Genomic DNA, 12,749 nt, shown 5'->3' with positions numbered 1-12,749 from the left:
CGGATTAGCCGGCTAGTTGGTCCAACCAGTGCTGTAGGAACGCTGCGCCGGCGAAATCGTTGATGGTGGTCTCGTCCAGGGTGAGATCCGCGGCGCTTTGGATCGTGTACGGCTTGGCGGGGACGCCCTCGGCCGGGCGAACATCAACGTGGATGACATGGTGGTCATGGTGGTGCAGCCAGTCGGCCATGGCGTAGTCGGTGCGGGAATCGCCCACGGTGCGCCATGACTGCGGAACAATGCCTTGGGCGGCCAGCAGCTCCACCGCCCGGCTTGCGCCCAAATCCTTACCCAGGCGCACAGATTCAATGTCGGTGGAGATGATGGACGGGTCAACCCTGTAGTCCACGCTGCCGGAGGACGCCGGGGCGCGGTGCTCAAGGCGAGTGGCACCCAAGTCGTGGGCGGCCAGCAAAGCCAGCGCATCGGCGTCGAACTTGGCCTGCTGCGCCAAATAGCTGCCACTGTCCACCTCGATGTGCTGTTCCACTGACACCATGGCCCGCTTGGTCTCGTCGAAGAACATGTGGTCGGCGTAGGACTGCGCCACGAGCTCGCGGATGCTCCCACCAAAGGCTGCGGGCATGGCAAGATCCTTGTCCACATGGATTGGCCCGGGCCCGCTGGGGGTGAAACTAAACCAGACGGCTCCCTTTTCGCAGATGGCGTGCACCACCGCACCGGCGGGCAGGCCGGCCTGAAGCATGGGGCGCATGAGCTGCTCCGTAATGAAGGCGTCCGAGCGGCCGGTATTGAACACCACAGGAATGTTCCGGCGCACCAGCTCAATCAGGTTGGCGATGATGCCGGGGGTCACCACCCGGGTCACCGGGCTGGCCAGCGGGCCGTCTACATCGAGAAGCAGGGCGAGCGGGGGTTGTTGCAAAAGGGTCATGCCCCCATCGTCCCAGCACAGACGGTGGAAGGGCCACTTTGCATAACCTTTTGGCAACACAGCGTTACGATCACAGCGCGGTCAGTTCCTTTAGGGCCGTGTAGTCCCTAGTCTGAAGGTGTGATCTTCAAAGCTGTTGGCGACAAACGCCCCTATCCGGACCATGGCTACATTACGCCCAAGGACTGGGCGAGTGTGCCACCACGCCAAGTCAGGCTGGCCGACCTTGTCACCACCAAAGCGCAACTGGACCTGGAAGCACTTCTGGCCGAAGACTCGACGTTCTTCGGTGACTTGTTCCCGCATGTAGTGCAATGGCGGGACACCCTGTACTTGGAGGATGGCCTGCACCGGGCTGTTCGCACAGCCTTGCACCAGCGCACCATCTTGCACGCCCGAGTGTTGGTGATAGATGACTAGGCCGCCCGCGGAGCCACCGGACGGTGAATCCGCCCACCCTCCCACATACCCCCCGCGGCACCTTTCCGGTGAGGCCCTCCACGATAACGTGTTGATGACGGCCAGACAGCGGCACAAGGCTGTTCGGGAAAAGAAACGTCAAGCCAAGAATGCGGTCTACGAGCTGCGCCGGCAACGCAAAAAAACTAAAGACATCACTTCCTGGCACGGGCACCACATAGTTGACGCCCGGGGTTTGGCCGCGGCCTTTCCGGAGCCGGAAACTCCGGAGCTCCCCAGCAGCACCGTTCGTCGCCGCATTGTCCACGGCGTCACATTGGTGCTGCTGCTGGCCCTGGTAGTGGCTGGCTTGGTGCTCGCAGGGATGCTGCAGCGCGGAGACCTGGAACTGAAGTTCGGCGCCGGCAGGCCCACGCCAAAACCTGCGGCATGTCCGGGCGAAACGTTGGACTACCCAGCCAATAAGAGCGTTAGTGTGAACGTTTTCAACGGCGGTAGCGCCGAGGGTAAGGCCGGTAACGTGGCCAAGGAACTCAAAAAGCGCGGCTTCGTGGTGAAGGAAGTGACCAACAAGGACTCCGAGTTCTCCGCACCAGTGGTGATTGTCTCCGGCGCAAAGGGGCATGGCGCGGCTTTCAATGTGCAGCGAAATTTTGCCGCCACACAGTCCGGCTCGGAGTACGTGCAAGACAGCAGGGACGACGCCAGTGTCGATGTCATCCTGACCAGCCACTTCACGGAGCTGGTGGCCGCGTCCAAGGTGGACCACACTCCGGGTTTGCTCTCCTGTCCGCGGCTCAGCCCGCCGCCGAGCGCCCCCGCAAGCCCTGCTGTCAAAAAACCGTAGCGGCTCCACGGTGACGGCCGTGCGGTACTACTCCACAGGTACTACTCCACCGTGACGGGGCGGCCCTGCTCGTCGAACGCGGCGCCCACCCCTGCCTGAATGAACTTCACGGCTGCGGCAATCCGGTCCTCGTCGGGGGTGTCGGCGTTGCGGCGGGAGGCGCTGGCCGTCAACGATCCGTGAATGAGCTGCACCAAGCCGTCCACGTCCGACTCCGGCAGGTACCGCTGCTCCATGCCGGTGCGCAAAATATCTTCCAACAAGGCGTTGAGCTCGCCCACGTGGACGCCCAATTTCGCGAACGAATCGCTTGACAGCACAGATCGCATGGCCGGGCCCGGCGGCAAGTGGCGGCGGGTGAGGTCCTCGAGCTGAGCGCGCACGTAGACGGCCAGCCGGTCCACCGGATTCTCCAGACCATCCAATTTGGCCCGCAACTCGGCAACAAACTTGCCGGTTTCATCCAGCGCATAGGCGACCAGGAGCTGTTCCAGATCGGCAAAATAGTTGTACACGGCTGTGCGTCCCACACCTGCCGTGCGGGCAACATCTGTCATGGTGAGCCCGGGCAAGCCGTGCGTGAACAGCAGCTCGCCAAAGGCGTCGAGGATCTTGCGCTGCGTTTGCTCGCGCTGCGCCGCGTTCGTGGGCGCGACTATTCGTGGCATAGTGACATTTTAGCGGCAATTCGTCAGTAAAAGTATTTGGCGCGCTTCTAGCGTTGCATTGCCGCACGTCGAATCCGCAGAACACGCACGACGGCGGCACTGACCTCACGCTCAAAGGGCAGTTCCGCCGTGGTCAAGGCGGAGGCGGCAAGGGCCTTGTCAATGCACTTGGTCACGAGACGTTCGGGTATGTGCAAGGAACGACCAAAGCGGAGCCAGTCATTGCGGGTGAGTCCTGTCCGGCTGCCGGCACTGCCGCCCACGGGCAGGGCCATGCCGGGGTCACGGGAGGGGTCGCCGTCGGTGAGCTCGGTCAAAATACCGCCGGGAACGCCCGCGGCAAAGCCCTGCTCAATCTCGGCAGCAAGGGTGCACTGCAGATCATAGGCGGGGGCCACCAGCCATTCGCCATTGTGTTGCTGCACCACGGAGATGTTCTTGGCGTGCAGATTTCCGTTACCCGTGAGCCAGGCGAAGAGGAACTGCAGGAAAACATTCCGGGCAGCCAGAGATTGGGCTGAACACATATTCACGGCAGCCGCAGCCACGGCTTCGGACGGCACCGAATGCTTGCGCGCCGGCAGCAAACCCAGCAGCTGGGCGCAATCCTCAACCGCCAGCGGCCCACTGGGTGACCTGTCGAAACGTGAGACCAGCAGCGCGGCCTGGCCAACGCCGTCGTACACCAGGCGGGCATCCGCCACCGGGATGGCGAGTTGCTTGGCCTTTTTCAGCAGCATGAACTCCGTTTCAACCTGGCGGGCATGGCTGCCGTCGTTGAACTTGAGAATGTAGGCGCGGCGTGGATCCTTGTCGTGCCGGTAGGAGGCAGTGACCTTGTCTTGCATGCCCGGCAACGCCGAATGGTCTACGGGTCCCGGGACGGAGGCGAAATCGCCAAAATCCAGAGCGGCCATGTTCTTGGTGACGGTCAACAAGGCCGGAACTTTTTGCGGCAGCTGCCCGGCCGGCAGGATTTGTACGTCACCCACAGGGTTCTCGCCCGCGGCAACCAAAAGCGAAAATTCGTCGGAGATGGTGGTTTTCACTGCCCAGCGCAGCTTGGACAAGCGTTCGCCCTCCGGCAGCAGCCCGGCAAAGAACGCAGGAACGCTGCCGTGGCCCAGGGTTACCGGGACGTCCATGGCTGGCAGCGTGGAGGCGATCGCCGGGCCGGCGGCGCTGAGGTAGCTGGGCAGATAGGAAAAAACCACACCAACACTCGGGTGCCGGGTCAGGGTTGCCGCGGCCCTGCCCTTCTTGTAGATCACGGCCTGGGTAACTGTTTTGGCGTGCTCAGGATCCTTCACCCGAGCATCACCTGCAAACTCAGGCTCATGCCAAGGGCCCTGGCCACCGCCGTCAGGATGTCTAGGCGCACTGTTTCGCGGCCGTTTTCCAGATCGCTGAGGACACGGGTGGAGACATCGGCAAGATCGGCTGTTTCGCTCTGCGTCAGTTGCAGGGTTTTGCGGCGGGCACGTAAGGTGGCGCCCAGTTCGGCAGCATCCACGACTCCTTACCTTTCCGCGCAGGGGCGTTGTGGTGTGGGCGTCGCTGAAGACCGCCAGGGCATTGTGGCTCCATACTATGCCCTGCGCGCCGAATATCTGCATGATCCTGCAGAAGAATCGGGGGCATGGCACCGGGCATTGCGGCCGGGCGGGCCGGGCCTAGGTCACCTGCAAGCGGGTCAGGAATTCGGGGGTATCCCAGAGACTGTTGTCCAGGATGTCGAACAGGGCCTCCACAGCGTTCCAAACATCCGCGGACCCCACATAGAGCGGTGTGATGCCAAAGCGAAGCACCCCGGGTTCGCGGTAATCGCCAATGATTCCGCGGGCTATGAGCGCCTGCATGATCGCGTAACCCTGCGGATGAACGTAGCTGACATGGCTGCCGCGTTGGGCATGATTCACAGGCGTGATGAGCTCCAGTGGATGATTCCCGCGCCGGGCCTCCACCAAGGCGATGAACAGATCGGTGAGGGCCAAGGACTTTTCCCGAACCTGTGTCATCGGAGCGGCAAGGCTGATGTCCAGCCCACACTCCACCAGTGCCATGGAGAGGATGGGCTGGGTGCCGCACAAAAAACGCCCAATGCCGGAGACGGGCTCGTAGGAATCCTCCATGGCAAACGGCCGTGCGTGACCCCACCACCCCGAGAGGGGCTGCCAAAATCTGTCCTGATGGGTGGCGCTGACCCAAATAAACGCGGGGGAGCCCGGCCCGCCGTTGAGGTATTTGTACGTGCAGCCCACGGCGAAGTCTGCGCCCGCGCCGCGCAGGTCCACGGGGACGGCCCCAGCGGAATGCGCCAGGTCCCACACAGCCAAGGATCCGGCGTCGTGAATGGAAGAAGTAGTGGCCGCCATATCCCACATGGCCCCGGTGCGGTAGTTCACGTGCGACAACGCCACCACTGCCACATCGGCGCCCAGGGCATCCGCCAGGGGCAGGGAATCATCGATCAGGCGTACCGAATAGCCCTGATCCAGGAAATCCACCATGCCCTGGGCCATGTAAAGGTCCGTGGGGAAGTTGTCCCGTTCGGTGAGGATGACTTTTCGTGCCGGATCGCTGGCTTTCTGGATGCGTACGGCAGCGGCCAGGGCCTTGAAAAGGTTCAGCGAGGTGGTATCCGTGACCACCACTTCGCCATCCCCGGCCCCGAGCACGGCTGCCAACTTATTGCCCAGCCGGCGGTGTTCCAGCTGCGGATCAGCCCGGTGCCCCACTCATCCTCCATGACGCGCGTGGCCACCTGTGCCGACGTTGCAGGCCGGGCTCCGAGTGAGTTGCCGTCCAAATAGTTCACGCCCACCGGCAGGATGAAATTGTCCCGGAGCCGGCCCAGAGGATCAGCCTGATCGGCGGCCAAACAGGCGGCTTTGGTGATGAGCTGCGCTAAATCCATGGGGCATCCTTGTGGAGGGAGAGGGGTGTAGGGGCCAATCCCCAATCTATGGCCGCACTTGGGCCGGGTCAAGGACTGCGCGGCTGATACTGGCCCGGAGGTGGCTACGGTTGAAAGGTGAGTAATTTTGTTGTGAAGAGGCCCTGGACCGGACGCGTCGGGGCACTAGTGGGCATCTTGGTTATGGCCCTGAGCCTGCGCACAGCCGTGTCAGTGGTGCCTCCGCTGCTGGGTGAATTGCGCGTCGAACTGGGTTTCAACGCCAGTACCATCGGCCTGCTGGCCATGCTGCCGCCGCTGGTGTTTGCCGTCTTTGGGCTGCTGACCCCCGTGCTGATTCGCCGCTTCAGCCTGGAAAAGGTGCTGGTCGCCGCCGTCGTCCTTGCCTTGCTGGGGCAGCTGGCCCGCGCCGCCACCGAGGCGGTTTGGCCATTCCTGGGCCTCACAGCTGTGATCATGGCCAGCTACGGAATTGGCAATGTCGTGTTGCCGCCGCTGGTGAAAAAGTACTTCCCCGACAGGGTGGGGATGGTGACGGCCGGCTACGTGACGCTGCTGGCCGTTGGCACCGCCATCAGCCCGCAGCTGGCCGTTCCCGTGGCCGGGCTCAGCAACTGGCGGGTTTCCATTGGGATGTGGGCCTCGGTGAGCTTTCTGGTGCTCCTGCCCTGGATCCTGCAGTTCCGCCGTGATCGCAAGGAGACGCGCGACGCCGTTCCCACGTCCGGGCAGGCCGCCCACCTGAACGCCGCCCAGGGCCCTTCGGATGCAGTGCCGAAGCTGCGGCCGTGGCGCTCACCGGTGGCTTGGGGGTTGGCCATCTTCCTGGCCGGGAACTCCGCCCAAACCTATGTCTACTTCACCTGGCTCCCGCCGTACCTTTCAGGCCAGGGACTCGACGCAGCCACTGCCGGGACGGCGCTGGCGTACTTCGCCATCCTGGGCCTGCCAGTGAGTTTGCTGGTGCCGCTGTGGGTGCCGCGCATGAGGAACCCGATCGTGGCGATCACACTGTTTGCGTTGTGCTGGGCAGCGGGACACCTCGGCTTGTACCTTTCGCCGCTGGAGGGGATGTGGCTGTGGGTGACGTTCTCAGGCTTGGGCCAGGGCACGTTCGCCACGGCCCTGCTGATGGTGAATCTGCGCTCGCGGACAACCCACGGATCGGCTGTCCTGTCGGGGTTCAGCCAGGGCCTTGTCTACGCCGGTGCGGGCATTGCACCCTTGTTCTTCGGCACCATGCACGACGCCACAGGTTCATGGACGGCCTCCTTCGCCATGCTGGGCAGTTGCCTGCTGGTGGTGATGGCTGGTGCCGTCATGATCAACGCCAGGCGGTACATTGAGGATTCCGCCGCAGTGCCGCTCGCGCCCCCAACGACCGAACGTGCAGTTGCCATCAAAGGATAGGCGGCAATGCGTCCGAAGTTCCTCGTCTCTTCCTAAACTGACCCGCAGAAAACGCCGAAAATACGCGGTTTTGGCGCGATTCTCGGCGTTTTCTGCGGGTCAGTTGATGGGGTCTTTGGGTTAGAAGCGCGAGGAACTGCCGGAGCCGGAGAAGCTTCCGCCGCTGGAGCCGTAGCCACCGCTGCTGCCGCTGGAACTGGCGCTGCTACGGGCGGTATCAACCTTGCTGCGGGCACTCGTGTACCCGCTGTTGAACGCATACACGGAGTAAAGGCTGTTCCAACCGTAAATGGAACCGAAAATGGTCGCTTGGTGCCCGCGCATATCGTCCCTGCGGCTGTCCTCCATGGCGCGGCGCATATCGATCTTCTCGGAATCGGTCTTGGCATACTTGCCGATCAAGATCTCCGAATGCTGTTGCAGCAGCACTGTCAATTCCCGGCGCATTTCCCGGAGACTGTCGAGGGCCGCCTCCGGCGAAATGTCCCCAGACTGGAAGTCTGCCGCCAGCTGCTGGAGTCCCTGGGTTTTCTGGGCGTGCAGCGAGTCCAATGCGGCGGCGGTGGGCAGTCCGGCGGCTTCGGAACGAGAGATCATGGTGGGGATCTGGGCGAGATCATCAGCCATCGGCTTGGCCTGCCTGTCCCAGGCGCCTTCCCAACCGGCAAACCTGTTGAGCAAGGTATTGGTGTCCGCGATGACGTCGTCCAGTCCGTCCAGTTCCTCGGCAAGATCGGCGTAGGCGGCCACAATCTTGACGTTTCCGCGGCTGGATAGATCCTTCTTGCTGAAGCCGTGGGACTGCTGGTTCAGTTCCCCAGCTTCGAGGTAGCGGGTGCTGAAATTGCGGTATTTTTCCAGCACCAAGGAACCATATGAGGAGGATTCTGGAATCGTTTTCGCATTGAACTCGGTGACGTCCAGATCCAGACTGACGTTGGAGTAGCTGGCATCGCCGCGTTGGAGATGCTCGGCGGCCTTCTTGCGATTGCTGGCCCGGACAATGGCCCGGGTGCCAAAGCCCAACACGGCAATGCCACCTACAATGCTGGTGGTAATGATGAAACCGGCAGAGAGATACCAGGGCTGGTTGATAAGTGAGGCGCCCTTCTTGACACCGGCGATGGTGCCGTCAGTCCATTGGGATTCCCCGAAAAGTTTGCCCGCAGTTTCTTGGATGGCTTCCTGCTTTCCCAGCGACACCTTGCGGTCTTCACCCATGTACGTGCCCACCTGGCGCCCGACAGGATCAAAAGCAAAAAGGAATAGGCCGTCCGCCCACTTCTGCCCATCCGCACTGATCCACTCGGGGTGGTTTGCGCGGGCGTAGCGCAGCACTTCCTCGTTGAAGTTCTCGCTACTGTTGCCATTGCGGGTGTAGATGACCACCTTGGTGGGGGAGTGGAAGCTAAGCTTCTCCAGCGCAGGCAACAGCTGGGGCTGATAGAGCACTCCCGCGGTGTCCTCCACAACAATGTCCGTTGGCGGCGATGCCATGGCTGCCGGGGCAACCCCCAGCAAGGTCAAGAATGCCAGCGCGAGAATCCCCAGAATCTTCTTCATGGCTACAGCCCACCATTTAGTTGCGGCTTCGTGCAAACCTGGGGTTTGGAGGGGGAGAAGTTCCAGCTCCCAACTGCTTGGCGATGGAGCTATTCGAAAGGCGGCGGCCCCACTATGACGATACCGCCGTTGATCCTGCCGGATTCCTGAATGCGGCCGAAATCAACTGTGCCTGAGGGACTGTCGCCAGCGCCCAGAGGTTCGCTCGCCCCCATGTAGAAGGCCTGCGCATTGCCGGGTGTTTGGATGCAGAGCAGGCTCGTGTCATCAGCCAGTACTTTGAAGGCGTGCGGTTGGCCGCGAAGCGCCATCACCAAGCCGCCTGCTCCCACCCGCTGTTCAACGCCGTCCAGGTTCATGAGGATCTCGCCGGTGAGGATGTACAGGGCCTCATCCGTCTCGGGATGGATGTGCATGGGCGTCACCTTGCCGCGTTCCATGGCGTCGCTGTAAATCAGGGATGCGCCGCCGGTCTCCTCGGCCTTGGCCAGCCAGGTGTGGACCCCGCCCCCGTAGAACCACCGCCGCTCACCAGTCCCGGCGTGGCGGATGAATGATTTGGCCTGCTTCTTCGTGTCCATGGGACTCGCCTCTTTGTTAGGCTCACGAGCTTATGAGACTTATGTCTCATAACAAGACTGCGGTATCATAAGACTCATGTCAACCCCTTATGTGGACCTTGGTCGCAGCGGCCAGAAGCGCCGCACCCTCAATGCTCTGGTTGTTGCAGCCCGGGGGATGGTTGCAGCCGGCAAGACGCCCACCGTGGACGAGGCTGCGCTCGCGGCCGGGGTGGCGAGAAGCACGGCGTACCGCTACTTCCCGGGGCAGCGCGAGCTATTGGCAGCTGCCCACCCGGAGACCGCTTTGCGTTCCTTGCTGCCGGACAATCCGAGCGACGACCCCACAGAAAGGCTCGACGCCGTCGTGGAACGCTTCACGGCAATGATCGTCGAGACCGAGAATCAGCAGCGCACAATGCTCAGGTTGTCGCTGGACCCCATGTTGCCTGACGATAACCTGCCGCTGCGACAAGGAAGGGCCATTCCGTGGATCACAGAGGCCTTGGAGCCTTTACGCGGGAAAATGGCAGACGATGAAATTCGCCGTCTGGTCTTGGCCATCCGAAGCACTATTGGCATTGAATCTCTCGTTTGGTTGACGGACATTGGCGGGCTGTCCCGTGAGGACGCCGTGGAGTCCATGCGGTGGAGTGCCCAAGCTCTGCTGCGACAAGCGCTTGAAGCCGGCCCGCCGAGGCACTGAAAGCCGGCCGTCCCCAATACACGGTTCGTCTCCCATTAACCTGCTGTTCGCCCGATCCTCTCCCGCGCGTCGCCCGGCCCTGCCACTGTGGCTGCATAGCACCCACGTTAGGAAGGCTCGCCATGAACGATCTGAAGAGGCTCTTGCCCATGCTCGGCCACACCCGCGGCAAGCGCAGCGCCGTCACCTGCATGCTCAAATGCGACAATGCCTGTTCCAAAGCCGTCTGCAACACCTCCGCCAACAGCTACTTTCGCGACATCGCCTCCACGGAATTCTCGCGCCGCTCGGCCATGGGCATTGGCTTGGCCGGCGTCTTAAGCGCTGCCGTCCTGGTTCAGGGCCACAACGGTCATGACGGCAAGCAAGACGGCAAGCACGACGGCGGGAACAAGGGTCACGGCGGCAAGCTCGCCTTCGCGCCGATCAAGTCTGTGGACGCGGCCGTGGACACCTTCAACGTCCCCGCCGGGTACAGCTGGGAGCCGATCATCCGCTGGGGTGATCCGCTGTTCAAGGAAACGCCCACCTTTGACTTCGCGAACCAGACACCCGCAGCGCAGGCTGGCCAGTTCGGCTACAACAACGACTACCTGGAGATCCTGCGCCAGCCCAACGGCAAGAAGGGCCTGTTGGTCTGCAACCACGAGTACGTCAATCCGCAGATCATGTTCCCCGCCGCCCCTGCCAACGATGCGGAGAAGGCCCGGCGCCGCAACATTTTCCGCAATGCCGTGGGCATGAGTGTGGTGGAGCTGGAGCGTGGGAAGAAGGGGCAGTCGTGGGACTATGTCCGTGGTGGCACGCTGAACCGCCGCATCACCGTTGACACCAAGTTTGAGTTGACGGGCCCGCTGGCCGGCTCCGACTTCGTCAAAACAGCGGCAGACCACGAGGGCCGCTTCGTGTTCGGCACGCTGGGCAACTGTTCCGGCGGCACTACTCCGTGGGGCACCATCCTCTCCGGTGAGGAAAACTTCAACGGCTTCTTCCGCACGAACGGAACCAGCGTCGAGGACCGCCGCTACGGCCTGGGCAACGCGGCCACGGGCATGGGCTGGGAGCTGGATGACCCCCGCTTTGACGCCCGTGGCGAGGACTACCGCAACGAGCCCAACCGTTTCGGCTACATTGTGGAGATCGACCCGGAAAACCCCAACTCCGTCCCGAAAAAGCACACCAGCCTGGGCCGTTTCAAGCATGAAGGCGCCAACGTCATAGTGGCCGACAACGGCAAGGTGGTGGCGTACTCCGGCGATGACGAGCGGTTCGACTACCTGTACAAGTTCGTCTCCAAGAACAAGTACAAGAAGAATGACAAGGCACACAACATGACCTTGTTGAGCGAGGGCGATCTTTATGTTGCCCAGTTCACCGGCGATTCGGCGGCGGAGATCGACGGCTCCGGCGCGGTTCCAGCGGACGGCGCGTTTGACGGATCCGGAAAGTGGCTACCCCTGGTGGTCAACGGCAAGAGCGCCATTTCCGGCATGAGTGTCCAGGAAGTGCTGGTCTACACGCGCCTGGCCGCAGACAAGGCCGGCGCGACCAAAATGGACCGTTGCGAGGACGTGCAGCCGAACCTGAAAACGGGCAAGGTGTACGTGGCCTGCACCAACAACAGCAAGCGCGGTGTGGGGACGGGCGCCGTTGCCGACGAGGTGAACCCGCGCACGGAAAACCGTGACGGGCACATCGTGGAGATCACCGAGCGCCGCGGCGATTCCACAGCGACCACATTCAACTGGAACCTGCTGATGCTGTGCGGTGACCCGGCCACGAACAGTGAGGCGTACTTCAGCGGATTCCCGGCCTCGAAGGTCAGCCCCATCTCCTGCCCGGACAACCTGGCGTTCGACACCCAGGGCAACCTGTGGATCTCCACCGATGGGGCGCCGTCCACCATCGGCTACAACGACGGCCTGTTCAAGGTGGGCCTGGAAGGGCGCAACCGCGGCAACGTCCAGCAGTTTGCCTCCATGCCGCGCGACGCCGAGACCTGTGGGCCCATCATTCACGACGAGGAATCCATGGTTTACGTCGCCGTGCAGCACCCGGGCGAGGACGGGACGTACGCGGCGCAGAACTCATTCTTCCCCGACTATGTCGCCGAGGGCACGACGCCCAAACCCGACCAGGTGCGCGCGGCCCGCCCGTCGGTGGTGCAGATCTTCCCGAAGGATTCCGGCCGGGGCTAGCCTCGCAGGCTCCTGGACTGTGACGATCGAAGAAATGAAGTAGCCCGCACTCAAAGTAGCCCGCAGAAAACGCCGAAAAATGGGCGGAATCGCCCATTTTTCGCCGTTTTCTGCGGGCCAGTTGTTAAGTGAGCTACTTTTTGGTTTCGTCGTTCGGGTGCTCCTCGCGGAGCTTGGCCTCACGAGCGTCAAGGTCAGCTTTGAGCTTGCGCAGTTTTTCGGCTTCAAGTTTTTGCGCCCGGTTCACTGCCAGATTGCGCAGGAATTCGGGGTCGTCGTCGGGGGCCGTGGAACGCCCGGCATTGCCGGATGAATAGGAGCCCCGGTTTCCTGTGGATGGTCCGCCCACACGCTGCGCGGATCCGGAGGCGTAGCGTGGCCGGCCCAACCAGAACCACAAACCCACCCCGATGACGTTCAACACCACGATGACAAGGATCCAGACCGTCTTGGGGAGGCTGCGCACCTGGGCGCGTTCGCTGCGGATGCAGTCAATGAGCCCATAGATAAAAAGGACAACACCGAAGATGACTGGGAGATAACGCATATTTCATTCTAGCGTTGC

At 62.4% G+C, this 12,749-nt stretch carries 14 protein-coding genes; 5 read left to right on the top strand and 9 right to left on the bottom strand.

What is annotated here, in order from left to right; translation table 11 throughout:
- Nucleotides 1–4 precede the first annotated feature (4 nt).
- Nucleotides 5–895 (bottom strand): hypothetical protein, encoded by an 891-nt coding sequence (locus ACX80E_RS12065; protein WP_459302220.1) that lies wholly within the window; start codon nucleotides 893–895, stop codon nucleotides 5–7.
- 120 nt (nucleotides 896–1,015) lie between these two features.
- Between ACX80E_RS12065 and ACX80E_RS12060 the strand changes: the two genes are divergently transcribed.
- Both ACX80E_RS12060 and ACX80E_RS12055 read left to right on the top strand, forming a co-directional pair.
- On the top strand, nucleotides 1,016–1,315 hold the full coding sequence (locus ACX80E_RS12060; RefSeq protein ID WP_459302219.1) for a type II toxin-antitoxin system VapB family antitoxin: 300 nt from the start codon (nucleotides 1,016–1,018) through the stop codon (nucleotides 1,313–1,315).
- A 94-nt stretch (nucleotides 1,316–1,409) separates the two neighbouring features.
- On the top strand, nucleotides 1,410–2,162 hold the full coding sequence (locus ACX80E_RS12055) for a LytR C-terminal domain-containing protein (RefSeq protein ID WP_459302218.1): 753 nt from the start codon (nucleotides 1,410–1,412) through the stop codon (nucleotides 2,160–2,162).
- A gap of 41 nt (nucleotides 2,163–2,203) precedes the next feature.
- Here ACX80E_RS12055 and ACX80E_RS12050 read toward each other — a convergent pair whose 3' ends face one another.
- The 5 genes from ACX80E_RS12050 to ACX80E_RS12030 form a co-directional block, all read right to left on the bottom strand.
- Nucleotides 2,204–2,830: a TetR/AcrR family transcriptional regulator gene (locus ACX80E_RS12050; RefSeq protein WP_459302217.1), complete on the bottom strand. Its 627-nt coding sequence runs from the start codon at nucleotides 2,828–2,830 to the stop codon at nucleotides 2,204–2,206.
- Nucleotides 2,831–2,877: 47 nt separating this feature from the next.
- A complete protein-coding gene (locus ACX80E_RS12045) occupies nucleotides 2,878–4,140 on the bottom strand; it encodes a type II toxin-antitoxin system HipA family toxin (RefSeq protein ID WP_459302216.1) in 1,263 nt (420 codons plus the stop codon).
- Nucleotides 4,137–4,343: a helix-turn-helix domain-containing protein gene (locus ACX80E_RS12040; RefSeq protein ID WP_459302215.1), complete on the bottom strand. Its 207-nt coding sequence runs from the start codon at nucleotides 4,341–4,343 to the stop codon at nucleotides 4,137–4,139. Before ACX80E_RS12040 ends, ACX80E_RS12045 begins: the two co-directional genes overlap by 4 nt.
- 160 nt (nucleotides 4,344–4,503) lie before the next feature.
- Nucleotides 4,504–5,484, bottom strand: coding sequence for a kynureninase (gene kynU, locus ACX80E_RS12035; protein WP_459302214.1), 981 nt, complete (start codon nucleotides 5,482–5,484; stop codon nucleotides 4,504–4,506).
- Complete coding sequence (locus tag ACX80E_RS12030) at nucleotides 5,457–5,747, bottom strand: hypothetical protein (RefSeq protein ID WP_459302213.1); 291 nt, start codon at nucleotides 5,745–5,747, stop codon at nucleotides 5,457–5,459. The genes kynU and ACX80E_RS12030 overlap by 28 nt, the downstream gene beginning before the upstream one ends.
- A 117-nt stretch (nucleotides 5,748–5,864) precedes the next feature.
- Here ACX80E_RS12030 and ACX80E_RS12025 point away from each other — a divergent pair, with 117 nt between their 5' ends.
- Nucleotides 5,865–7,157, top strand: coding sequence for an MFS transporter (locus ACX80E_RS12025; RefSeq protein WP_459302212.1), 1,293 nt, complete (start codon nucleotides 5,865–5,867; stop codon nucleotides 7,155–7,157).
- A 120-nt stretch (nucleotides 7,158–7,277) separates the two neighbouring features.
- On the opposite strand, the gene ACX80E_RS12020 is transcribed toward ACX80E_RS12025, so the two are convergent.
- Entirely contained in the window at nucleotides 7,278–8,720 is a 1,443-nt protein-coding gene (locus tag ACX80E_RS12020) for a DUF5129 domain-containing protein (protein WP_459302211.1), read from the bottom strand.
- 89 nt (nucleotides 8,721–8,809) lie between these two features.
- Nucleotides 8,810–9,301 (bottom strand): cupin domain-containing protein, encoded by a 492-nt coding sequence (locus ACX80E_RS12015; protein ID WP_459302210.1) that lies wholly within the window; start codon nucleotides 9,299–9,301, stop codon nucleotides 8,810–8,812.
- Nucleotides 9,302–9,377: 76 nt separating this feature from the next.
- Here ACX80E_RS12015 and ACX80E_RS12010 point away from each other — a divergent pair, with 76 nt between their 5' ends.
- Complete coding sequence (locus ACX80E_RS12010; protein ID WP_459302209.1) at nucleotides 9,378–9,986, top strand: TetR/AcrR family transcriptional regulator; 609 nt, start codon at nucleotides 9,378–9,380, stop codon at nucleotides 9,984–9,986.
- A 122-nt stretch (nucleotides 9,987–10,108) separates the two neighbouring features.
- Complete coding sequence (locus tag ACX80E_RS12005; RefSeq protein WP_459302208.1) at nucleotides 10,109–12,184, top strand: PhoX family protein; 2,076 nt, start codon at nucleotides 10,109–10,111, stop codon at nucleotides 12,182–12,184.
- Nucleotides 12,185–12,317: 133 nt separating this feature from the next.
- On the opposite strand, the gene ACX80E_RS12000 is transcribed toward ACX80E_RS12005, so the two are convergent.
- Complete coding sequence (locus ACX80E_RS12000; protein WP_459302207.1) at nucleotides 12,318–12,731, bottom strand: PLD nuclease N-terminal domain-containing protein; 414 nt, start codon at nucleotides 12,729–12,731, stop codon at nucleotides 12,318–12,320.
- Nucleotides 12,732–12,749 lie beyond the last annotated feature (18 nt).

The sequence above is a fragment of the Arthrobacter sp. TMN-49 genome (assembly GCF_054511095.1).
This window is presented reverse-complemented; position numbering and strand designations above follow the sequence as displayed.

What these genes read in the sequence shown, in the direction of transcription:
- ACX80E_RS12065 (WP_459302220.1), bottom strand. Translation starts at nt 895, where the DNA reads ATGACCCTTTTGCAACAACCCCCGCTCGCCCTGCTTCTCGATGTAGAC.
- ACX80E_RS12030 (WP_459302213.1), bottom strand. Translation starts at nt 5,747, where the DNA reads ATGGATTTAGCGCAGCTCATCACCAAAGCCGCCTGTTTGGCCGCCGAT.
- ACX80E_RS12015 (WP_459302210.1), bottom strand. Translation starts at nt 9,301, where the DNA reads ATGGACACGAAGAAGCAGGCCAAATCATTCATCCGCCACGCCGGGACT.
- ACX80E_RS12050 (WP_459302217.1), bottom strand. Translation starts at nt 2,830, where the DNA reads ATGCCACGAATAGTCGCGCCCACGAACGCGGCGCAGCGCGAGCAAACG.
- ACX80E_RS12055 (WP_459302218.1), top strand. Translation starts at nt 1,410, where the DNA reads ATGACGGCCAGACAGCGGCACAAGGCTGTTCGGGAAAAGAAACGTCAA.
- ACX80E_RS12005 (WP_459302208.1), top strand. Translation starts at nt 10,109, where the DNA reads ATGAACGATCTGAAGAGGCTCTTGCCCATGCTCGGCCACACCCGCGGC.
- ACX80E_RS12000 (WP_459302207.1), bottom strand. Translation starts at nt 12,731, where the DNA reads ATGCGTTATCTCCCAGTCATCTTCGGTGTTGTCCTTTTTATCTATGGG.
- ACX80E_RS12020 (WP_459302211.1), bottom strand. Translation starts at nt 8,720, where the DNA reads ATGAAGAAGATTCTGGGGATTCTCGCGCTGGCATTCTTGACCTTGCTG.
- ACX80E_RS12010 (WP_459302209.1), top strand. Translation starts at nt 9,378, where the DNA reads ATGTCAACCCCTTATGTGGACCTTGGTCGCAGCGGCCAGAAGCGCCGC.